Source organism: Acinetobacter endophylla (genome assembly GCF_053543775.1).
In genome coordinates, this window is record NZ_JBLVOM010000010.1 from 72,084 (window position 1) to 94,599 (window position 22,516).

Consider the following 22,516-nt stretch of genomic DNA (forward strand, 5'->3'; position numbering starts at 1 on the left):
CCATATGAATGTGAATACAAATGCTTTAAAAAAACTGGCTCGTGGGGTGTTAGTGGCTGGTTTGATGATGGCAGGGGTTGCGTCCACATGGGCTGCCAATCCTGCCAACCCGAATAAAGTTTTAAAAACAGTATTTCCGGCGGCTGAAACCGGTTTTGATCCGGGTTATATCCATGACCGTTATTCAGCCAAGATTAATGCGGCGATTTTTGAGACCTTATTTACCTATGACTATCTGGCCTCGCCGGCAAAATTAGTGCCATTAACTGCAGTCAGTCTGCCTCAAGTCAGTGCGGATGGCCTGACTTATACCATCAAAATCAAAAAGGGCATTTACTTTGCCGATGATCCTGTTTTCGGCGGTAAAAAACGTGAACTGACTTCGTATGACTATGCCTATAGCTTGAAACGTCTACTGGACCCAAAGCTGCATTCACCGAACAGCTGGTTGCTGGATGGCCGAATTAAGGGGCTGGACGCATGGATGGCCCTAACCAAAAAAAATGGCAAAGCCTATGAAAATCCGTTTGAAGGTATTCAGACCCCAGACCGCTATACCTTGATATTAAAGCTGAATAATCCGGATCAGAACTTTCCGATGTTGCTGGCACATGGGCCTGCCGCTGCAGTAGCTCGTGAAGTGATTGAAAAATATAAAGACAAAGCGGGTTGGGTCATGAATAGGCCAGTGGGAACTGGTCCTTATGTGCTCAGTCGCTGGACACCAGGCTCACGGATTATCTTAAAACCAAATCCAGCTTATCGTGGTTTTGTCTGGGACTTTAAAGCCAGTGGTGCAGAAGATCAGGCTATTGTAAAAGCCATGCAGGGCAAAAAAATGCCTCAAATCGGCACTATTGATGTGCGTGTTATTGAAGAAGCGCAATCCCGGATGCTGGCATTTAAGAAAAATGAACTGGACCTGCTCGAAATTGAGGGCGATATCGTCGTACAGGCCCTCGATGGTGACAAATTAAAGCCTGAGCTGGCTCAGCAGGGAGTGAAGCTGTCACGTATTTTAGAGCCCTCCATTAGCTACCATTACTGGAATATGCAAAACCCGGTCGTGGGTGGTTTCGCGCCAGAAAAAATTGCCTTACGTCGTGCCATGGCGATGGCATTTTCTGTAGAAAACATGATCAATGTATTACTTAAGGGGGATGGAGCAAAACTGCACATGCCTATCCCCCCAGGAGTAGCAGGCTATTCACCGTCCTATAAAAGCAGTATTCCCTATTCAGTCAAAGCAGCCAACATGTTGCTCGACCGCTATAACTACAAGATCGGTGCAGATGGCTGGCGGAAAACGCCTGAAGGTAAACCTCTGGTGATTGAACTGATTACTGGGAATACCAGTCGGGGCCAGCAGCAGGGTGAGTTCTGGAAAAAGACCCTGGACAGTATTCATATTCGATTGACCAGTAAGGCCATGCCATTTGCTGAAGGCATCAAGCTGGAAAAGCAATGTAAAACCATGTTCAAGAGTTCTGCATGGATTGCCGATTATCCGGATGCCGACAATTTTATGCAGCTGTTCTATGGCAAGAATGTCAATGTCACCAACAATGCCTGTTTCAAGCATCCTGAATTTGACCGTCTTTACGAGCAAACCCAGAGCATGCCGCCAGGTCCGGAGCGTGATCTGCTCTATCGCAAAATGACCAGGATTCTCGAAGTCAACATGCCAACCCTGATGCTCTATAGCACCTACCGTAACGCCTTGACCCAACCCCAAATTATTGGACATAAGTCTCATCCGATTCTGTCTTCAGAATGGATGTATATCGATATTAATACGAAAAAGTAAGAAAAAATCTGGAGATGAATATGAAATCAAAGTCTTTAAAATTAAGTACCTTATGTTTAATGATAATGGGGGGATATCAAGGTGTAGCGGCAGATACCCAAGTACAGCTGTTGCAATTGTTCAAGGCTGCAGAAATTCCGTCTTTATGTGATGCCAGTCTGGCTTCCATGCAAAAAGATATCCAGATATTTGAAAATAAAAAAATTAAAGATAAAGCCAAGGCAGGACCTTATCTAGCTGAATGGGATGAGTTGCATGCCAAAGCCCGGGATTTCGGTGCAGCAGTAGGGCTGTACAGTAATGTCGATCCGGATCCTGCATTGCGTCAGGCAGCCGATGACTGTGAACTTAAAATCAGCAAATACCAAACCACCCTGTATCAGAATCCGAAACTGTATGGACAGTTCAAAAAACTGAAAGCCAGTGATCCGATTGATCAGAAATTTTTAGAAGATATTCTGGAGCAGTTTGAGAACACCGGGGTGCAACTCAGTGCAGAAAAACAGAAACGACTGAAAGAAATTATTGAAGAAAGTACCAAACTGGGACAGGACTTTTCCAAAAATGTGCGGGATAACCCTGAAAAAGTTGAATTTACTCCAGCTGAAATGAAAGGCCTGCCAGAAAGTTACATCGCAAATTTAAAGAAAAATGAAAAGGGCAATTATCTGCTCGGCTTTGATTATCCGGAATACCAGCCTTTTATGGAGCTGGCAGAAAGTGATGAAGCACGCAAACGTTACCAGACCGCTTACACGCGTCGCGGGACCGAACAAAACTTGCAATTCATGAAAAAAGCCATTGATCTGCGTTATGAAATGGCACAACTTTTTGATAAGGAAAGCTATGCTCATTCTGCGCTTGAATTCCGTATGGCCAAAACTCCTGAAGCAGTGAACGGTTTTCTGGATGAGGTTTATGCCAAAGTTGCACCTCTAGAAAAGCAGGATGTAGAACAATTACGCCAGTTCAAGGCTGAAACTTTAAAAGTTCCGTTAGAGAAAGCAGAAATTACACGCTGGAATCAGGGTTATTGGAGTGAAAAACTGCGTCAGGCCAAATACAAGGTAGACCAGGAAAAATTGCGGGATTATTTCCCGACAGAAGCATCGCAAAAATGGTTATTCGCTATTTCTTCGGAACTCTATGGCATTGAGTTCAAGCCGGTGAAAGTCAAGGCCTGGCATGATGAAGTGGAATATTATGCGGTACATGACAAGGCTACGGGCGAATTCCTGGGCGGATTATATGTTGATAAATACCCGCGTGAAGGCAAATATGGGCATGCAGCTGTCTGGGGAGCTTATGGCGGCAGTACCCTGAATCAGCGTCGTCCGGTATCGGTACTGGTGACCAATTTTAACCGTAAGGGCTTGAACAGCAATGAACTGGAAACCTTTGTGCATGAAATGGGTCATGCCTTGCACGGGATTCTTTCGAAGACCCGCTATACAGAACAGTCTGGTACCTCGGTAGAGCGTGACTTTGTAGAAGCACCATCACAGATGTATGAAGAGTGGGCACGCCGTCTGGAAACCTTGTCAAAAGTAGCAGATTACTGTGAGCCGGCATGTCCTCGGGTGGATGCTGCCATGACCGAGCGCTTAAAGAATGTGAAGAATTACGGTCGAGGCCTGCATTACGCCCGTCAGGCTTTATATGCCCAATATGATATGGCCTTGCATGGTAAAGATGCAAAAAACATTGAGCCTTTAAAACTCTGGCAGGATATGGAAGGCAAGACCGCCTTGGGTTATGTCAACGGTCAGCAGTTCCCGGGACAGTTCGGGCATCTGATGGGCGGCTATCAGGCAGGTTACTACAGCTATATGTGGTCTGAGGTCATTGCCCTGGATATGCTTTCATCCTTTGGTGATCAGCTGATGGACAAGAAAGTCGGTGCGCATTATCGCAATACGGTCCTGGCCCAAGGCGGACAAAAGCATGGCGAGCAAATGGTGAAAGACTTCTTGGGTCGTGATCCGGACAGCAAAGCTTTCTTTAATGAAATTTCAGGAAAAAATTAAGGAAGGCAAGCGATGCTGGCATATATTATTCGACGGCTTTGGCAAATGATCCCGACCATGCTCGGGGTGATTTTGCTGATTTTCCTGCTGTTTAACTGGGTAGGTGGAGACCCTGCCTATATTCTGGCCGGTAAAATGGCCAATGCGGAACAGATTGAGAACATCCGTCAGCAACTGGGTGTGGATCAACCGTATTACGTCCAACTCTGGATCTTTATCAAGCAGATTTTAACCTTTGATTATGGGGTGAGCTGGAGTACCGGGGAATCGGTAGCACAGATTATCACCACCCGTTTGGGGCCCTCACTGACCATTCTGATTCCACTGACCATTCTGCAAACTATTATTTCTATCATTCTGGCTTTAGGTGTGGCTTCAGTTCGTGGTTCTTTGACAGATAGCATGATCATGATGCTGTGTACGATCGGTATGTCGATCAGTATTCTGGTGTACATCATCGTGTTCCAGTATTTCCTGGCTTATGAATTGAGCTGGTTCCCGGTACAGGGCTGGAGCGATAATTTCGCTGATAACCTTTTCAAATACGCCTTGCTACCTGTGCTGATTATGTTGGTGGTCAGTATTGCACCGACTTTACGCCTGTATCGTAGTTTCGTACTGGATGAAGTCAATCAGGACTATGTGCGTACTGCGCGTGCCAAAGGCCTGGGTGAAAACCGTATCATGGGCGTGCATGTCTTGCGCAATGCCTCCATTCCGATTATTACCGATGTGATGGCAGGACTTCCGGCACTGCTGATCGGTGCTTTCCTGATTGAGCGTTTTTTTGGTATTCCGGGAATTGGCCGTGAAGTTATTATTGCGGTAGAACGTTCTGATTTTCCTGTGATTAAAGCCATTACGGTCTATGTTGCTGCTGCGACCATGATATTCAACCTGATTGCCGATCTGATCTATAAATGGGTCGATCCGCGTGTACAGTTGAAGTAGGTGAATTATGCTGAGTGCGATATTTAAAAAAGAACAAGCGGCTGAAGCAGCACCTGAATCGGCTTCAACAGGATTATGGCAACTGGCCATGCGCCGTTTGAAACGTGACCGGATTGCCATGTTTTCCCTGTATGTGGTGCTGTTTTATCTGCTGCTGCTGGTGCTGTCAATGAGCGGCCTGATTGCCAAAGACTGGAATAAAGAAGTGGCGGTCAGCTATGCACCGCCGAGTTTTATCAGTGCAGCGCCAGTTCCGGCTGTATCTGATACAGAGCAGGGCGCAGAATCTGTACCTCTACCAGTCAATCCAGTTGATCCTTTAAAAGATGTCATTGCTGAATTGAATGCTGAAATTGCTGCTGAGCAGGGTGCTGGTGCAGGCATCGATTATTATGGAGTGGTCGATCCGCTGGCAGAAGACATGAAGGCCATTAATCAGGAACTCGGTGGCCAGCTGATGGATGAAAGTGGGGAACTCAAGCAAAGTCTGGTCTTCGGTGCAGATAAATGGGGACAGGATGTTTTACAGAAAACCATCAAGGGGGCTGAAACCTCGATTCTGGTTGGATTGATTGCAGCCTTTGTCGCTGTACTGATTGGGACTGCACTGGGTGCAATAGCAGGGTATTTTGGTGGTTGGGTCGATGATGTCCTCAACTGGTTTTATAATATCTTTACCTCAATTCCCTATCTGTTGCTGGTTTTGGCCATTGCCGCAGTGTTACAGCAGAAAGGTATTTTATCAATCATCCTGATTTTAGGTCTGACTGGCTGGACCGGGGTCTTCCGTTTGGTTCGTGCTGAATACATGAAGCATACGGCACGTGAATATGTGCTGGCTGCCAAGGCGATTGGCGTGAGTAATATGCGTCGTATGTTTGTCCATATTTTTCCCAATGTCAGCCATATTGCCCTGGTACAGATGTCTATTCTGGTGGTGGCATTTATCAAGTCCGAAGTCATTTTGAGCTTCCTCGGTTTCGGTGTGCCTATCGGGGTAGTGTCATGGGGCAGTATGCTAAATGAAGCACAAAGCGAGCTGATTTTGGGTAAATGGTGGCAACTGGCGGCAGCCTCAATCGCCATGGCGGTATTGGTAACTGCTTTCTCGATGTTTACCGATGCACTCCGTGATGCATTAGATCCAAAACTGAAATAGGAGCGCAACGATGTCTGAAATCAATCCAAGCACAGCACCTGCGCTACTTCGCGTAGAAAATCTGCGAGTCAGTTTTAAAGGTGAAAATAAAGAATATATTGAGACTGTAAAAGGGGTTTCTTTCGAGATTCCGGCCAATACCACAGTTGCACTGGTAGGCGAATCGGGAAGTGGCAAGTCGGTCACTTCCCTCGCCACTATGGGCCTGCTTCCGGCAGAAAGCGCACGTATTTCAGAAGATAGCCAGATCATCTTTGAAGGGAAAAACCTGCTCAAGCTTAAAACCCGTGAAATGCGCAAGATGTGCGGCAAAGACATTGCCATGATTTTTCAGGAGCCAATGTCTTCGCTAAATCCGGTATTTACGGTAGGCATGCAGATTGCAGAAATCTTGCAACTACATTTAGGCATGAATAAAAAACAGGCGCGGCAACGTACCCTGGAGCTCCTCAAAGAAGTGGGGATCCCTGCGCCAGAAACTAAAATTGATGCCTATCCGGGGCAGCTTTCCGGTGGACAGCAGCAACGGGTCATGATTGCCATGGCTATTGCCTGTGAACCGAAACTGTTGATTGCAGATGAACCGACCACCGCTCTGGATGTGACTATTCAAAAGCAGATTCTGGACTTGCTGGAATCGCTACGTCAGCGTCGTCAGATGTCGATGCTGTTTATTACCCATGATCTGGCATTGGTTGGTGAAATTGCCGATCAGGTTATTGTGATGCGCCATGGGGAAATCCGTGAACAGGGTCCGGTTCGGGAGGTGCTGGACCGGCCTCAGGACATGTATACCAAAGCCTTGTTGCACTGCCGCCCGCAACTCTCGCAACGTCCGTTACGTTTGCCGATGATCAGCGATTTTATGAAACAGGATGGTTCAACCTGGCTGGAAGATATTCGTCTGAATACTCAGCTTCCGCAACGTTCACGTGGACTAAAGGGCGGAGAGGAAATTATTCTGGATGTACGGGATCTGCAAAAATCTTTTTATAGTCGTAAAGGACTGTTTGGCAAAGATGAGTTTCAAGCAGTAAAAGGAGTTTCTTTTCAGCTGGCCAAAGGCAAGACCTTGGGGTTGGTCGGGGAGTCCGGTTCGGGTAAAACCACCATTGGCTTGTTGCTGATGCGTCTGCAAAAGGCTACGGGCGGTAAGGCACTGTTTCAGGGTCGGGACATTCTGGACATGTCGGAAAAGGAATTTACCCAGTATCAACGTAAAATCCAGATCATTTTTCAGAATCCCTATGCTTCGCTGAATCCACGTTTTACTGTTGGACAAATCCTGATGGAACCGATGCAGATTCACAAGATTGGTCAGGATGATGCCGAACGCAAACAAATGGCTTTAGACTTGTTGGAGAGGGTCAGCTTGCCTGCACAGGCTTTTTATCGTTATCCGCATGAGTTTTCTGGTGGTCAGCGTCAGCGGATTGCAATTGCACGTTGTCTGACTTTAAAACCTGAGATTTTAATCTGTGATGAATCGGTCTCGGCGCTGGATGTATCAGTACAGGCGCAAGTGCTGAATTTACTGCAAGACTTACAGGATGAATTTGGTCTGAGCTATATCTTTATTTCGCATGATTTATCGGTAGTGAAATATATTTCTGATCAGATCATGGTGATGAATCATGGGGAGTTGGTAGAAATCGCCAATTCAGATGAACTGTATCAATCGCCACAGCATGAATATACCAAGCGTTTACTCGGTGCTATTCCGCAAGGGATTCCACAATAATATTTTAAGTTCCAAATATAATGCCCACATTGTTGGGCATTTTTTATGACTGAACGATGTTTTCAGGAAACAGGTGAGATAGCTGCATATGTATCAGATTCTGGTCGGCTGTACTGAACAGACTAAGGTTAAGATCGTGATCCTGTGCGGCTGTATAGAAGCGGAGCAGCCCAGTCTGCTGCTGATCTGCAGGAGGAATCACGATATATTCAACCTTCTGAACTTCACTGAGTTTGCATATCTTGCTGTAAGGATGACCAAAGAGAGACCAAGCAATACCATGCTCAGAAATGAGCAATATCCGATTTGTTTTTATAATATGGACTACTAGTACCAATAACAGAGAGGACCCGATCAGTAGACAGGTCCATGGATCCAGTATTTTTAGAGGCTACGTACTGAAATCACGAAGAAAATGAATATCGCTGAAAGGGATAGAGCTGCGCTGAGGAACTGCTCTTTGCCCGATGCTGTAATGAACCAGCATAAAATGCACTAGCATTAGTATGTAGAAACCATAAAGCCGGGAAGCCTGAGGTGCCACAGGATGATAATATTGGGTCATTATTATTGTTCTTGCAAAAAAAAGAGCCACCGAAGTGACTCAATTTTAATCAGAACTTAGAACTTTTTAAAGCCTTTGTTGATACCGTATGGACGACGCGGCGCATTTTCATCACGCTCTTCACGACGACCAAAGCCTTGATCCGGACGGTTTTCACGACGCACAAACTGAGTGCCATTCTGGTTTTCAGCTCTGTCACGACGACCATAAGCATTGTCATCACGACGCTCACGGCCAGTATTATTTTGTGGTTGCTCATCACTGTCACGACGTTGCTGACGCAAGAAACCGCCACGGCGTGCAGCCATCGGCTTGTCCTGCATACGTTCATTACGGCGTTTCGCCATACCAAACAAACCAGTACCTTGACGTGGTTTCAATTCCACAGCTTTGGTCAGGTTGTCGATATCGTTTTTATCCAGTTCAATCCAGCGACCGGTACGCAGTTCGCGTGGCAAAATCACAGTACCATAACGGGTACGCAGTAGACGGCTGACTTTCAGGCCTTGTGATTCAAAGATACGACGTACTTCACGGTTACGACCTTCTTTTACTACCACCTGGAACCAACGGTTGATCCCGTCACCACCGAGTTCAGAGAAAGATTCGAATTTTGCCGGACCATCGTCTAGCACCACGCCTTTGAGCATGTTGTTACGAATTTGTGGTGTAACTTCACCCATGACACGAACTGCATATTCACGTTCGATTTCATTCGATGGGTGCATCAAGCGATTCGCAAGTTCACCATCATTTGTGAATAAAAGCAGACCGGTCGAGTTAATATCCAGACGACCCACCATTACCCAGCGATCGCCCGGAATAGCAGGCAGCTGTTCAAATACAGTCGGACGGTTTTCAGGATCGCTACGTGAGCAGATCTCGCCTTCAGGCTTGTAGTAAATAATGACACGACGACGGATTTCGTCTTCAATCTGGAAGGCAACTTTACGACCATCGATGCGAAGCTCATCACCTGGTTCGATTCGTTCACCCACTTGGGCAATTTGCCCGTTGACACTTACACGACCCGCGGCAATGACTTCTTCCATATAACGGCGAGAACCCAAACCAACGCGTGCAAGCACCTTTTGCAACTTTTCACTCATGACAGCATAACCTTAGAAATAATTATCAACAGTTCACCTATTTATGACTTCGGTGCATTCGCATCGAGGGCCATAAAAGCTTCCTTGGCATCCTGCAGGGGAGGCAATTGGCCCAAACTATTCAGGCCAAACGCATTTAAAAATTGTGGCGTTGTCATTAACAACGCAGGTCTTCCAGGGAGTTCACGAAATCCAGACTCTTTAATCCAGTTCCAGTAAAACAGCGTACGCAAGTTTTGACTGTTATTCGTGACACCACGAATTTGTTCAATATCCGCTCGGGTCACTGGCTGGTGATAAGCAATCACCGCAAGCGTCTCTAGTAATGAAGGCGACAAGCGAGCCGGTCGCTCAGGCCAGGTCTGTGCAATAATATTACGATATTTTGCACGCACTTGAAAACGATAACCTTGTGCTGTTTCAATCAGTTCGATTGAACGGCCATGCATCAGCATGGAAAGTTGTTGTAAATACTGACGTAATTCCTGCTTGCTATAGCGATCCTGAAAAGCTTCTTTCAGACGAGCCAATGAAACCGCGGAGTCGCTGGCAAAAATAATGGCTTCAAGCTGCATCAATACTTCATGCAGATTATCTTCTGCAGATAACAGCGTATTTTGATCGAGTGTCATTGACTGGCTCCTTGAATTGCGAGCGGGGCTTCAATACCTGTAGCAATAATCTGAATTTTTTGTTGTCGGGTCAGTTCCAGCACCGCCATAAAGGTTACCACCATACCCATACGGCCTTGGCTCGGTTTTAACAAGTCCTTAAAGCTGAGTATTGCGCCAGTTTCAATACAACTTTCAATATAGGCAATCCGTTCTTCCAGCAATACCGGTTCCTGTTGCACCTGATGAATCACGGGTTCAGGACGATTAAATATACAGAGCAAGGCATCACGCAATAAATCGCTTGAATAGCCTTCATTCGGCTGCTGGATTTCGCCCAGACTGACATTGGTGGTGAAAGTGTCACGTTCCAGAATCGGCATCTGGCCGAGACGTTCCGCAGCCTGTTTAATTCTTAAATAATTTTCTAAACGGTCAATCAGTTCTTGTTTTGGATCCTGCTCAATCGCAGCCAGGCTTTTCGGTTTAGGTAACAGCAAACGTGATTTCAGATCTGCCAGTAAGGCTGCCATCACCATATAGTCGGCCGTCAGCTCGATATTCAGGGATTTCATCGCATCCATATAAGACAAATACTGTGCTGCAATCGGCGCGATATCGACCTGTAACAGATCAAAACCGTTTTTTTGAATCAGGTAAATTAAAAAGTCGAGTGGGCCTTCAAAATGTTCTAATAAGATTTCAAATGCCGCTGGAGGAATGTACAGATCCTCTGGAATTGTATCCTGCCATTCATCCAGAACCCGAATGTGTGGAGCAGATTCCATAGTGTTATGGATAATTTGAGTCATTACAATTATAGGCCACGCGAATTTTCAAAGGCATGCAAAGGCTTGATTTTCGGTATCTGATCGAAAGAAAAGCACAAGATTAAGCGTTGTCATTGTACTGGAAAAGTAACTTTAAATAAATTAAATAAGCCGTCAAAGCCATAAAAACTTAAAAAAATAATAGAATTTATCTGCGATTTAAAAATAGCAACGAGAAAAATGACAGAACATAGCGGGAAATGCTGCGGCGATCTTCATGTTAAATTGGTTCTCAGAATTAAGCGTATCTGGTAGATGATGCCAGTTGATTCACTTAAAAAACTCGTTCAATACAGTGATTTTCATCAAAAGAGGAAATAAGCTAGCTGGCAGATATTGAATGATTTTTAAACGGATTTCCCATGTAAAAAACATAAAATTAATAAGTATTAATAAAATATTTCCCTATAATTTTTGGTCAAAAATACCGCTATACTCTCGAAAAATAGTCAAGAATCACAAAAATCAATAAAAAGGTGAAGAAAGCATGCCACTTATTCTGGTTGTTATTGGGATGATCGCATTCGGGGGATTTTGGGCTTATCCCAAATATCAGATTATGCAGCTTGAAGATGAAGCACGCACAGGACTGAAATCAGGCGGATTTTCAGCTTTTGCGGAACAGGCCCGACCTGTCATGCAGGCCATGAAAATGGATTTTAGTGTGCTGGACCAATATCCCAATATTCGTTTTTACATGCGGCATATGGCCTATGAGGGCGACCAGCTGGATGAGCGGATTAAACTGGATATGCAAGCCATGTCTTGTGAGTCAATCAATTCCTTTAAAGTCATGGAACCCAAGGCGCGTACAGCGATGCTCAATGTATTGGAAGAAGATCAGATCATTTTTCATGTGTATCTGAAAAATAAACTGGGTGAAGAGCTCATGCATCATGAACAGAAGCTATCGCAATGTCCAAATTTCATTGCGGTTCGTCATTATGAACGTAGTTCAGATTCCTAAACTGTTTTTGCCAGCCACTGCATTTATGCCGAATTGAAAAGAATAGAACTGCAACCTCTCACCATATGCTTTTTTAGATTTTCATGGTGAGGAATGATTGTATTCCGTGGTGGCAAACTCGATGATACGTTGGCAAGTTTCTGCCAGGCATGCGTTCTGGTTGGAGTAGATCTGCAACAACTGTCTCGCTACAGCCAACGTCAGGAAAAATTGGTACTCAGTATGATTAATATTTATAGTGAGATGGGGAGAAGGATGTGCTTCGACCAGGGCTGCCTTGGATTGCAGTGTCCAAGGCAGTTCTGCATAGATCAAATCCTGTACAGAAAATTCATGCTGATTCAGGAGCAAGTAAAATAAATCCATTTATTCTGACTCCTTCAATGTTTGTAGGAAATTCTCAGACCTCATTTATTCAAAGGCGCTGACATCTCCCATACCACGACGAATCACTTCTGGATGATCACCGGATAAATCTACAATAGAGGTCGTGCTTAACGTACCTAAACCACTATCTACAAACACATCAATGCGTTTGCCCAGCTGCATTTCGATATCATAAGGATCATCAAGTGGATCAGTCTGACCCGGTAAAATCAGGGTAGAGGTCAATAACGGCTCACCGAGTTCTTTGAGCAGCATCTGACACACCGGATTATTCGGAATGCGTAGACCAATGGTTTTCTTCTTGGGATGCATCAACCGACGTGGCACTTCACTGGTCGCAGGTAAAATAAAGGTCGTGATGGCTGGTGTATTATTTTTCAGCAAACGATACATGGCATTGTCCACCTTGGCATAAGTGGCAATATCGGATAAATCACAGCACAGAATCGCATATTGATGCTTTGGGCCCAGACCACGAATTTGCGCAATCCGCTCCATGGCACTCTTGTTCCCAATCTGGCAACCAATCGCATAGGCAGCATCAGTGGGATAGACCACCACATCACCCGCACGGATACGTTCCACTGCCTGACTGATTAAGCGGGGTTGCGGATTGTCTGGGTGTACGCGTAAATGCAGCATAGAGACTACTCCAAGCTTGGGCTGATGGCTTATTATGTGGCGCTCAGGCAAGATCTGGCAATCATAAAAAAGGTAGATTTGTGTAATTTAATCAAGCATTTCACGTATAAATTCATCAGATTGTAAACTTTTGCCACCTCTGATGCAGATACAGATACATTGGATAAAACGCGCTGCATCACGTGGAAGTTTGGCTGTACCATTAAAATAAGCCTGCACTTGAGCGTAGACATTGTCTTTAAAGCTGGCACCATCACCGCCGTCGCCAGTCAGGTTATCCAAAGAAACCCGGAATTTACGGCCAAAAGCCTGGGCAAACATCCACTCAATTGCCTGTGGCTTGATTTCGACCTGTTCAAATAAAGCCTGCTGTTCGCGAGTACGGCCATCCGGAGCATACCAGTAACCCAGATCAGGCAGCAGACGGCGTTTGTCTCCGGCAATGGTCCAGTGGCTGATTTCATGCAGGGCACTATTAAAGAAACCATGGGCAAACTGGATGCGGGCAGGACGTTCTGCGCTTGCAGGGAAATATTCTGGTTCAAATTCGCCGCGCACTAAAGTGACATTTAAATGGGAAAACCAGTGATTAAAGTGTAAGATGAGCCAATCCACCTGCTGCGCTTCTGACGATAAATTCGCCCATGGCGAGAGTTGCACTTGTTGTGTTGAACTGTCAGAATCAAGGCTTGGAATTGTGCTAACGAGTGATGAAACATTCACTTCTGTTTGCGGCTGCAACAGATGCATGACTTGAGTTACCCAAATGGTCTGTCGAAATAAGTACAAAATTGTATCTTAATCTTTGACAGAGTACTGATGAATTTGTAGAATTGCCGCCTTAATTATGTCAGCAAATACCTTTCCGGCACAGATTGAGCCGTTTAAATGGGCTGAACAGGGCTTTAAATGGTCAGGTCAACTGCCTTTATCCCGCTTTGTTCGTATCGCTCGTGAAGCTGTTGGATCAATTGATGATCAATTGATTAACATAGACTGTAAGCTATCAATGGATGCCTATCATCGTATTGCATGGCTAGATGGTCACGTTGAAACAAAAGTTCCTATGGAATGCCAGCGTTGTCTGGAAACTGTAGAAATTGAACTGGTTTCATCGTTCCATTTGGCACTTGTGGATGATGAGTCACTGATAGAGCGCTTGGATGAGGATGCTGATTTCATCGTCCTAGGTGAAAGTGAAGCAACGACCAAAGGTGATTATGATGCACCGGCGACCGCTGATTTGCTCGCGCTGATAGAAGATGAACTGTTATTGTTGATGCCATTGTCGCCTAAACATGAGTTTTGTGAACATAAGCATCAACCTGCCGTAGAAGAAGTGGCTGAAGAAAAACGGGACAACCCGTTTGAAGTTTTGGCTGCTTTGAAGGGTAAACTTAACTAATTTTTGTGTTATACTCTTGTGTATAAGACAATCGAATTTGTTCTGATCCATTTTTTCGATCTTTGTAAGGAGCCATCATGGCCGTTCAGCAAAACCGTAAAAGTCGCTCTCGCCGTGACATGCGCCGTTCACATGACGCTTTAACCGAGAATGCATTAACTGTAGACCAAGCTACTGGCGAGACTCACCGTCGTCACCACGTATCTAAAGATGGTATCTACCGTGGTCGTCAATTATTCGCTAAAGCATCTGCTGAATAATTGGTGATGTATTAAGCGTCAAGCTTAGTAGAAAAAATGGGAGCATTTAGCTCCCTTTTTTTTGTCTTCGATTTTTAGCGGTATCGGTTTTTTGTTGTATTTGGCAATTACCGCCAGCAAAATTACATGCTAAATTGCGCTCCACAATGATTTAGGTGGTCTTATTGGTCAGTCTTCTTGTTAGGATTGAAGAAGCACACCTCTTGAATGAAAGGATTTTATTATGTCTGCTACACCACTCGAACAAGCAGCGCCAGCAACAAAAACTGCATTTGTGTTTCCGGGTCAGGGTTCACAAAAGGCCGGTATGCTGGCTGAGCTTGCAGAACAGTTTGCGAGTATTCGCGAGACATTTGCAGAAGCATCTGAAGCCGTCGGTTTTGATCTGTGGCAGATTGCGCAAACTGGCGAAGGTCTGGATCAAACTGAATTTACCCAGCCGGTATTGCTGACTGCAAGTATTGCCTTATGGCGCGTGTGGTTAGAATCTGGCGGTGTAGCACCGAAATATCTGGCAGGCCATTCACTGGGCGAATACAGTGCATTGGTTGCATCGGGTGCTTTAAGCCTGGGTGATGCTGCTAAGCTGGTGAACCTGCGTGGCAAACTCATGCAGACTGCAGTACCTCAGGGTGTGGGTGCGATGGCTGCCATTTTGGGTCTGGATGATGCCAAAGTGATTGAGCTGTGTGCACAAGCAATTGCAGCAGGCGAAGGTTCTGTCGAAGCAGCCAACTACAATGCTCAAGGGCAGGTTGTGGTTGCAGGCAATAAGGATCGTGTTGAAGCGGTCATGGCATTGGCCAAAGAAAATGGCGGTAAAGCCATTGCACTACCAGTATCGGTTCCATCGCATTGTTCATTGATGAAACCTGCGGCTGAGCAGTTTGCTCCGGCATTGGAACAAACCGCCATTGAGCTACCACGCATTCCTGTATTACAAAATGTGGGCGCGCAAGCGGCAAGCAATGTAGATGAATTGCGTCAGGCGTTGACCGCGCAACTTTATGAGTCGGTACAATGGACTAAAACCTTACAATTCCTTCAAGATGAAGGTATTGAGTACATCGTAGAATGTGGTCCGGGTAATGTATTGACCAACTTGGCGAAACGCTTGCCGAATATTCAAAAAGCACTTCCACTGGACAGTCAATCCCGTCTGGAAGATGCATTAAACACCGTATTGGCGGCAGAAGGGAAAAGTGCATGACACAGGAACGTAAAGTTGCTCTGGTAACAGGTGCAAGTCGTGGTATTGGTGCTGCGATCGCACAACAGTTGATTCAAGACGGTTATTTTGTCGTAGGTACTGCGACTTCTGAGGCAGGTGCAGAAAAATTATCTGCAGAATTTGCTGAAAATGGCGCTGGAAAAGTACTAGACGTACGTGATGGCGCTGCAATTGATGCACTGGTAACGGACATCGAACAGAACTATGGTCCAGTCCTTGCGTTGGTCAATAATGCCGGTATTACCAAAGATAATTTGCTGCTGCGTATGTCTGAAGATGACTGGGATGATATTTTAAATATTCACCTGAAAGCAGTTTACCGTTTGTCTAAGCGTGTACTCAAAGGCATGACCAAGGCGCGTTTCGGCCGCATCATTAATATCAGTTCTGTGGTGGCACACTTTGCCAACCCGGGTCAGGCCAACTATTCTGCTGCCAAAGCAGGTATTGAAGCATTTAGCCGTAGCCTTGCCAAAGAAATGGGTAGCCGTCAGATTACCGTAAACTCGGTAGCACCAGGTTTTATTGCGACTGAAATGACTGAGCAGTTAAGCGAAGAAATTCGTAAAAAGATGACTGAGCAGGTGGCATTAAACCGTTTAGGTGATCCGCAGGATATCGCAAATGCCGTAAGTTTCTTGGCTTCGGATAAAGCCAGTTACATTACTGGTACAGTTATGCATGTAAATGGGGGCTTATACATGAGCTAAGCTCAAGTATAAACTTTCCAAATTTTTTAGATTCAATTAAACTAACGGCATTAAAAACGCCACAAGCAATGAGGAGAATTCCTGTGAGCGATATCGAACAACGTGTTAAGCAAGCAGTTGCAGAACAACTTGGTATCAAAATCGAAGAGATTAAAAACGAAGCGTCTTTCATGGATGACTTGGGTGCAGATTCTCTAGATCTAGTTGAACTTGTTATGTCTTTCGAAAATGACTTCGACATCACGATTCCTGATGAAGATTCTAACGAAATCACAACTGTTCAATCTGCAATTGACTACGTTTCTAAGAAACTGGGTTAATCGCCGATTTCAGCTTTGCTGAACATAAAGACCACCCTTGAGGTGGTTTTTTTGTGTCTGCTTTTCAGATGAATGGAGGTTTTACAATCCATTACCTTTCTGTCACCAATGACTAACTATCTCTATAGAGTTTTCATTATAAAAATAAGAGTGATGTGACATTAACAACAAGAATGGAGTCCGCTATGGGTCTTTTTGATTTTGTAAAAGGTATCGGTAAGAAGAATACAGCTGCTGCGGAACCACAGGCTGCACCTACAACGACAACGCCGGCTGCAGCACAACCAGCAGAGCCTTCTGCTCAGGAAGTGGCAAACAAATTACTCGGCCATGTGAAAAGTCTGGGTCTTCCGATCACTGGCTTATCCATCAGTTATAACTCTGCTTCGGATCTGGCGACGGTCAGAGGTCAGGTACAAAGTCAGGCTGATCGTGAAAAGATTGTTCTGGCTGTGGGTAATATTGATCATGTGGCCAAAGTGGATGATCAGCTTACGGTGAGCAGTCCTGAGCCGGAAAGTAAGTTCTACACGGTGAAATCAGGTGACAGTTTGTCAAAAATCTCAAAAGAATTTTATGGTGATGCCAATCAGTATAATAAGATTTTTGAAGCTAACCGTCCGTTGCTCAAAGATGCAGATGATATTTTCCCGGGACAGGTGCTCCGCATTCCTGCTTAAGGTTTAATAAGTCCAATCAATGTTCGATCTCAAAGCCCCGTTTGGGGCTTTGCTGTTTTTGCCGGTAGCTTTAAAAAGCCATCATTACTAAATACCCAAGTCCAGATATAAACTTTCTTTGACCTCTTCCATGACGACATAACTGTGTGAGGACGCAGAAGCGGGCAGTTTTTTCAGTAATTCTCCCAACAAGCGGCGATAGGCACTCATTTCTTTTAAACGCGCTTTGACCAGATAATCAAAATCACCGGAAATTAAATGGCATTCCAGGACTTCCGGAATTTCCGTCAGGTTGCGCGCGACCTGATCAAAGACATCACCTGATTTGGCGGAGAGTTTGATTTCCAGAAAAACCAGCAGGTTGCGCTCCAGCATTTCCGGATTTAAACGGGCGTAATAGCCCATGATGATGCCTTCACGCTCTAGCCGTTTTACCCGCTCTGAACAGGGTGTGGTCGATAGATTGACGCGTGCTGCAAGTTCGCTAATGGCAATCCGGCCATCGCGTTGCAGGATATCCAGAATCATGCGGTCAATGCGGTCTAATTTGCGCATCAATATTTCCCTCTTTTTTTTAATTCTGCCCGAAAAAATATTTATTTCACTGAATATACAGTCTGAATATAGTGAATTTAACTATTAAAGCAAAAATATACTAGTGAAATAAACTGAAAAGATGTTTGAGGGTTAAGGTAATGCGCGTATTGGTTTTAGGTAGTGGTGTGATTGGTGTGGCAAGCGCTTACTATCTGGCGCAGCAGGGAGCAACCGTGACTGTGTTGGATCGTCAGGCAGGTCCGGCGCAAGAAACCAGCTTCGGTAATGCCGGGCAGATTTCTCCAGGATATTCGACCCCTTGGGCTGCACCAGGTATTCCATTTAAGGCAGTCAAATGGATGTTTCAGCATCATGCACCGTTGGCGATCAATGTCGATGGCAGCTTGTGGCAATTGCAGTGGATGGCACAAATGCTGAAAAACTGTAATGCCCAGCATTATGCAGTCAATAAAGAACGGATGGTGCGTGTGGCTGAATACAGCCGTGACTGTTTACGTAATTTGCGCCGTGATATTGGCATCTCTTATGAAAACCGCGCGAAAGGTACTTTGCAGATTTTCCGTAAAGATGCGCAGCTGGATGCAGTTCAGCGCGATATCGAAGTTCTGAAGGAAACTGGAGTTGAGTTTGAACTGCTGGATCGCGATGGACTGGCGCGTGTAGAACCGGCATTGGCACAGGCAAAAGACAAACTGGTGGGTGGTCTTCATTTACCCAATGATGAAACAGGTGACTGCTATCTGTTTACCAATGCCCTAGCAGAACATGCCAAAGGGATGGGTGTAGAGTTTAAGTTTAATCAAAACGTTGAAAAGCTGATTGTAGAAGGTGACCAGATCAAAGGTGTTCTGGTCAATGGTCAGGTGCTCACGGCAGATAAATATGTGCTGGCCTTTGGTAGTTATTCACGTGATTTCCTTAAACCGCTTGAACTGAATTTGCCGGTATATCCAGTAAAAGGTTATTCATTAACCATTCCTATTCTAGATCCAGCCTTCGCTCCGCAATCTACCGTGCTGGATGAAACCTATAAAATTGCAATCACCCGTTTCGACCAGCGCATCCGCGTAGGGGGAATGGCTGAACTGAGCGGTTTTAACTTGGGTCTGAATGAAGACCGTCGTGGCACGTTGGAAATGGTGACCCGTGATTTATTCCCGGGGGGTGACATGAATCAGGCCAGCTTCTGGACAGGCCTGCGTCCAATGACCCCGGACAGTACGCCAATTATTGGGAAAACCCGTTTTAAAAACCTGTTCCTGAATACTGGACATGGCACGCTGGGTTGGACCATGGCCTGCGGTTCAGGGAAATTAATCAGCGATCTGGTCTTGGCCCGTGATCCTGAAATTAGTACCGAAGGATTGTCATTGGCGCGCTATCACCACGCGGCTTAGAGCCATCTGAGGCGGAATATTCAAGGAGGAATGTATGCCACGTCCCATTACTGCAATTATCCATCAACAGGCGCTTGCGCATAATTTAAGTGTGGCGCGCCAATGTATGCCCAATAGTCAGGTATTTGCCGTGGTCAAGGCCAATGCCTATGGGCACGGGATTGAACGGGTTTATGCGGCATTTCAGGATGTGGACGGTTTTGCCTTTCTGGATATAGAGGAGGGCAAAAGGCTGCGTGCGATCGGATGCAAAAAGCCGTTAATGTTGCTCGAAGGTATTTTTGCTCTCGAGGATTTATTCGAATGTGCCAAGCATGAAATGAGCTTTGCTATTCATTCCTCGCATCAAGTGCAATGGCTAAAACAGTTTGCTGCAATAGCACCAGATGTGCAGTTTGATGTGTATTTAAAAATGAACAGTGGCATGAACCGGCTGGGTTTTGAGCCACAGCAATATGCAGAAATCTGGCAGGAGCTGCATCAGCTGAATACTGTCCGTTCAATCACGCATATGACCCATTTCTCCGATGCGGATGGTCAGCGTTTTGGGCAGGACGGGATTCAGCATCAAAACCTGATTTTTAGCCAGACCATTCAGGGGCTTGAAGGTAAAACCTCACTCAGTAACAGTGCGGCCATTCTGCGGCATCATCAAACCCTTCATTCCGATATCGTACGTAGCGGCATCATGCTGTATGGCAGTTCACCGGATTATCCAATACACACGATTCTAGACTGGAATCTGCAACCGAGCATGAGCTTACGCAGTGAAATTATCGCCATTCAAATGATCCAGTCAGGTCAGAGCATTGGCTATGGTTCCAAATTTATTGCCACACAGGATATGCGGATCGGCATTGTGGCCTGTGGCTATGCCGATGGCTATCAACGTCTATCGGCGACCGGTACGCCTGTGCTGGTCGATTCAATGAAAACACACACATTGGGTCGGGTCAGTATGGATATGCTGGCCGTAGATCTGACTGCACTGCCGCAGACGAATGTCGGTAGTGAAGTGGTACTTTGGGGGCAATCTTCCCAAGGTGTGGTTTTGCCGATTGATGACGTGGCGGCTAGCTCAGGCACCATCGGCTATGAGCTGATGTGTGCGGTGACCGCTCGGGTTCATTTCCAGATTGACGCTTAAATTTTTAATTTAAATTTTATTTAAATATCCCAAACAAGGAAGATCAACATGACACAGGACAATACAGCCATTCAGCGACTCAACAGCAATCAAATCATGAGTGCGGTGACGATTCATCATCAAACCGTCTATCTGTCAGGTCAGGTGCCAAATAGCACGGATCTGGATGTACGCGGCCAAACACTGGAAGTCTTTGCAAAAATTGAAGAATTGCTTGCACTGGCAAATACCGATAAAAGCCAGCTGCTTTCTGCACAATTATTTGTCAAGCATCTGGATGATTTTCAAACCGTGAATCAGCTTTGGGTGGAATGGTTACAAGGACATGGTACGCCGGCACGTGCTACGATTCAGGCAGATTTGGTCAATCCGGACTGGCTGATTGAAATTGCAGTCATTGCAGCTCAAGCTTAATTGAATTTTTGATATTGAAATCTCCCATGCAATGATTTAAGTCGTTTTAGTGCAGTAAATCTCACTGAACAGCGCAGTAAAAAGTATGAAAATGTCATAATAAGCGTTCGAGGACTGAACGTTGTAAATTCAGCTTGATGCTGTTGTAAAGATTAAAAAGGATGTAAAAATGAAAACCACCCCGGGCACAGAAGACGTAAAATCGTCGCCGCATGAGTTGCAACGAAAACTCTCTAACCGACATTTGCAGTTAATCGCCATTGGTGGCTGTATCGGTACCGGCCTGTTTATGGGATCGGGAAAAACCATCTCCCTGGCAGGTCCTTCAATTTTGATCATTTATATGATCATTGGTGGCATGTTCTTCTTCCTGATGCGTGCGTTGGGTGAAATGCTGCTGTCCAATCTGCATTACAAATCTTTTATTGATATGGCCCATGACCTGATCGGGCCGGGTGCTGGCTATTATATTGGCTGGTCGTACTGGCTGGGTTGGGTGCTGGTAGGGATTGCCGATCTCGCGGCGATTATTAACTATTTGAGTTTCTGGCTGCCCGAAGGCATGGCCTTTACCCCGATGGGGCAGGCGATGATTAGTATTGGCTGTGTGCTGTTTATTCTCGCGATTAACTTGGTCACGGTAAAACTGTTTGGTGAGATTGAATTCTGGTTCGCACTAATCAAGATTTTAGCCATTCTTGGTTTGATCTTTGTCGGTGGTTATATGGTGTTTAGCGGTTTTCAGGCACCGAGTGGTGCCGTCGCCAGCTTTAGTAATGTCTGGGCGCATGGTGGCTTATTTCCCAAAGGCTTTACTGGTTTTCTGGCAGGCTTCCAGATTGCCATGTTTGCCTTTGTCGGGGTGGAACTGCTCGGTACGATGGCGGCAGAAACCAAAGATCCGGAAAAGAATTTACCCAAAGCGGTCAACGCCATTCCTACGCGGATCATTCTGTTCTATGTATTGTCATTGCTGATGATCATGTCGGTCACACCGTGGCATCTGATTCCTGCGGATCAAAGTCCTTTTGTGAGTTTGTTCCTGTATGCCGGTATTCCAACTTCAGCCATTATCATGAACCTGGTGGTGTTGTCGTCAGTGATGTCCTCTATGAACAGTGGCGTATTCTCGACCAGCCGTATGTTGTTTGGTCTGGCACGTGACGGACAAGCACCTCAAGCTTTGGCGCGGTTATCTAGCAGAGCTGTACCAGCCACAGGGTTATTTTTCTCCTGTGCTTTTATTATGTTGGGGGCAGCATTTCAGTATTTTGTGCCAAACACCATGGAAGCGTTTACTCTGGCGAGTTCGCTGTGTGTGATCCTGTTTATTAGTATCTGGAGCATCATTATGGTGTGCTATATCCGTTACCGTAAGCAGCAACCGCAAAAGCATGCCGCCTCGACCTTTAAAATGCCGGGTGGGGTATGGATGTCTTATGTGGTATTGGCATTCCTGTTATTCGCTTTGATTATTTTAAGCCTGGAACCTGACACTCTAAAAGCTCTGATGATCAGTCCTTTATGGTTGATTATTCTGGCGGTGACCTATCGACTGCTGTATAAGCCACGTATGCGTCAGCGTGGTAATCATTAAA

The 22,516-nt window shown here is 45.5% G+C and carries 24 protein-coding genes; 16 read left to right on the plus strand and 8 right to left on the minus strand.

Annotation, left to right across the window (positions count from 1 at the left end):
- Positions 1 to 4 precede the first annotated feature (4 nt).
- From ACNPNW_RS01960 to ACNPNW_RS01980, 5 genes are read left to right on the plus strand one after another with little or no spacing between them, the layout of a single operon-like run.
- The gene (locus tag ACNPNW_RS01960) at positions 5 to 1,807 is read left to right on the plus strand and encodes an ABC transporter substrate-binding protein (protein ID WP_420937384.1); all 1,803 of its coding nucleotides are present in this window, start codon (positions 5 to 7) and stop codon (positions 1,805 to 1,807) included.
- A 20-nt stretch (positions 1,808 to 1,827) separates the two neighbouring features.
- Positions 1,828 to 3,834 (plus strand): M3 family metallopeptidase, encoded by a 2,007-nt coding sequence (locus ACNPNW_RS01965; RefSeq protein WP_420937385.1) that lies wholly within the window; start codon positions 1,828 to 1,830, stop codon positions 3,832 to 3,834.
- A gap of 12 nt (positions 3,835 to 3,846) precedes the next feature.
- A complete protein-coding gene (locus ACNPNW_RS01970; RefSeq protein WP_420937386.1) occupies positions 3,847 to 4,785 on the plus strand; it encodes an ABC transporter permease in 939 nt (312 codons plus the stop codon).
- Between the two features lie 7 nt (positions 4,786 to 4,792).
- Positions 4,793 to 5,944 carry an ABC transporter permease gene (locus ACNPNW_RS01975; protein WP_005104834.1) on the plus strand — a complete coding sequence of 384 codons (1,152 nt, stop codon included), beginning with the start codon at positions 4,793 to 4,795 and terminating at the stop codon, positions 5,942 to 5,944.
- A 10-nt stretch (positions 5,945 to 5,954) separates the two neighbouring features.
- Entirely contained in the window at positions 5,955 to 7,685 is a 1,731-nt protein-coding gene (locus tag ACNPNW_RS01980) for an ABC transporter ATP-binding protein (protein WP_420937387.1), read from the plus strand.
- Positions 7,686 to 7,728: 43 nt separating this feature from the next.
- On the opposite strand, the gene ACNPNW_RS01985 is transcribed toward ACNPNW_RS01980, so the two are convergent.
- From ACNPNW_RS01985 to ACNPNW_RS02000, 4 genes are all read right to left on the minus strand, one after another.
- Positions 7,729 to 7,983, minus strand: a complete 255-nt coding sequence (locus ACNPNW_RS01985) for a hypothetical protein (RefSeq protein ID WP_420937388.1) — start codon at positions 7,981 to 7,983, stop codon at positions 7,729 to 7,731.
- A gap of 323 nt (positions 7,984 to 8,306) precedes the next feature.
- Positions 8,307 to 9,359 (minus strand): 23S rRNA pseudouridine(2605) synthase RluB, encoded by a 1,053-nt coding sequence (gene rluB / locus ACNPNW_RS01990; protein WP_004646093.1) that lies wholly within the window; start codon positions 9,357 to 9,359, stop codon positions 8,307 to 8,309.
- A gap of 41 nt (positions 9,360 to 9,400) precedes the next feature.
- Entirely contained in the window at positions 9,401 to 9,991 is a 591-nt protein-coding gene (scpB, locus tag ACNPNW_RS01995; protein WP_420937389.1) for an SMC-Scp complex subunit ScpB, read from the minus strand.
- Positions 9,988 to 10,782, minus strand: coding sequence for a segregation and condensation protein A (locus ACNPNW_RS02000; protein WP_216986580.1), 795 nt, complete (start codon positions 10,780 to 10,782; stop codon positions 9,988 to 9,990). The genes scpB and ACNPNW_RS02000 overlap by 4 nt, the downstream gene beginning before the upstream one ends.
- 505 nt (positions 10,783 to 11,287) lie before the next feature.
- Between ACNPNW_RS02000 and ACNPNW_RS02005 the strand changes: the two genes are divergently transcribed.
- The gene (locus ACNPNW_RS02005; RefSeq protein WP_071851463.1) at positions 11,288 to 11,767 is read left to right on the plus strand and encodes a hypothetical protein; all 480 of its coding nucleotides are present in this window, start codon (positions 11,288 to 11,290) and stop codon (positions 11,765 to 11,767) included.
- A gap of 81 nt (positions 11,768 to 11,848) precedes the next feature.
- On the opposite strand, the gene ACNPNW_RS02010 is transcribed toward ACNPNW_RS02005, so the two are convergent.
- From ACNPNW_RS02010 to ACNPNW_RS02020, 3 genes are all read right to left on the minus strand, one after another.
- Entirely contained in the window at positions 11,849 to 12,133 is a 285-nt protein-coding gene (locus ACNPNW_RS02010; protein WP_420937390.1) for a hypothetical protein, read from the minus strand.
- 45 nt (positions 12,134 to 12,178) lie between these two features.
- Positions 12,179 to 12,796, minus strand: coding sequence for an L-threonylcarbamoyladenylate synthase (locus tag ACNPNW_RS02015; RefSeq protein WP_004646095.1), 618 nt, complete (start codon positions 12,794 to 12,796; stop codon positions 12,179 to 12,181).
- A gap of 87 nt (positions 12,797 to 12,883) precedes the next feature.
- Positions 12,884 to 13,546: an elongation factor P hydroxylase gene (locus ACNPNW_RS02020; RefSeq protein WP_420937397.1), complete on the minus strand. Its 663-nt coding sequence runs from the start codon at positions 13,544 to 13,546 to the stop codon at positions 12,884 to 12,886.
- A gap of 97 nt (positions 13,547 to 13,643) precedes the next feature.
- Here ACNPNW_RS02020 and ACNPNW_RS02025 point away from each other — a divergent pair, with 97 nt between their 5' ends.
- From ACNPNW_RS02025 to lysM, 6 genes are all read left to right on the plus strand, one after another.
- The gene (locus tag ACNPNW_RS02025) at positions 13,644 to 14,201 is read left to right on the plus strand and encodes a YceD family protein (RefSeq protein ID WP_004279226.1); all 558 of its coding nucleotides are present in this window, start codon (positions 13,644 to 13,646) and stop codon (positions 14,199 to 14,201) included.
- A gap of 77 nt (positions 14,202 to 14,278) precedes the next feature.
- Complete coding sequence (gene rpmF, locus ACNPNW_RS02030) at positions 14,279 to 14,461, plus strand: 50S ribosomal protein L32 (protein WP_004279227.1); 183 nt, start codon at positions 14,279 to 14,281, stop codon at positions 14,459 to 14,461.
- A 223-nt stretch (positions 14,462 to 14,684) separates the two neighbouring features.
- Entirely contained in the window at positions 14,685 to 15,671 is a 987-nt protein-coding gene (gene fabD, locus ACNPNW_RS02035; protein ID WP_420937391.1) for an ACP S-malonyltransferase, read from the plus strand.
- Complete coding sequence (gene fabG, locus ACNPNW_RS02040) at positions 15,668 to 16,402, plus strand: 3-oxoacyl-ACP reductase FabG (RefSeq protein ID WP_004646100.1); 735 nt, start codon at positions 15,668 to 15,670, stop codon at positions 16,400 to 16,402. Before fabD ends, fabG begins: the two co-directional genes overlap by 4 nt.
- 83 nt (positions 16,403 to 16,485) lie before the next feature.
- Positions 16,486 to 16,722, plus strand: a complete 237-nt coding sequence (gene acpP / locus ACNPNW_RS02045) for an acyl carrier protein (protein WP_004646101.1) — start codon at positions 16,486 to 16,488, stop codon at positions 16,720 to 16,722.
- Between the two features lie 185 nt (positions 16,723 to 16,907).
- The gene (gene lysM, locus ACNPNW_RS02050; RefSeq protein WP_004279231.1) at positions 16,908 to 17,402 is read left to right on the plus strand and encodes a peptidoglycan-binding protein LysM; all 495 of its coding nucleotides are present in this window, start codon (positions 16,908 to 16,910) and stop codon (positions 17,400 to 17,402) included.
- 87 nt (positions 17,403 to 17,489) lie between these two features.
- On the opposite strand, the gene ACNPNW_RS02055 is transcribed toward lysM, so the two are convergent.
- Entirely contained in the window at positions 17,490 to 17,957 is a 468-nt protein-coding gene (locus tag ACNPNW_RS02055; RefSeq protein WP_420937392.1) for an Lrp/AsnC ligand binding domain-containing protein, read from the minus strand.
- A gap of 140 nt (positions 17,958 to 18,097) precedes the next feature.
- Here ACNPNW_RS02055 and ACNPNW_RS02060 point away from each other — a divergent pair, with 140 nt between their 5' ends.
- From ACNPNW_RS02060 to ACNPNW_RS02075, 4 genes are all read left to right on the plus strand, one after another.
- Positions 18,098 to 19,357 carry a D-amino acid dehydrogenase gene (locus ACNPNW_RS02060; protein WP_213686930.1) on the plus strand — a complete coding sequence of 420 codons (1,260 nt, stop codon included), beginning with the start codon at positions 18,098 to 18,100 and terminating at the stop codon, positions 19,355 to 19,357.
- A 34-nt stretch (positions 19,358 to 19,391) separates the two neighbouring features.
- The gene (gene alr / locus ACNPNW_RS02065) at positions 19,392 to 20,504 is read left to right on the plus strand and encodes an alanine racemase (RefSeq protein WP_420937393.1); all 1,113 of its coding nucleotides are present in this window, start codon (positions 19,392 to 19,394) and stop codon (positions 20,502 to 20,504) included.
- Positions 20,505 to 20,552: 48 nt separating this feature from the next.
- Positions 20,553 to 20,918 carry a RidA family protein gene (locus ACNPNW_RS02070; RefSeq protein WP_004646105.1) on the plus strand — a complete coding sequence of 122 codons (366 nt, stop codon included), beginning with the start codon at positions 20,553 to 20,555 and terminating at the stop codon, positions 20,916 to 20,918.
- A gap of 169 nt (positions 20,919 to 21,087) precedes the next feature.
- Positions 21,088 to 22,515, plus strand: a complete 1,428-nt coding sequence (locus tag ACNPNW_RS02075; RefSeq protein WP_184413228.1) for an amino acid permease — start codon at positions 21,088 to 21,090, stop codon at positions 22,513 to 22,515.
- Position 22,516 lies beyond the last annotated feature (1 nt).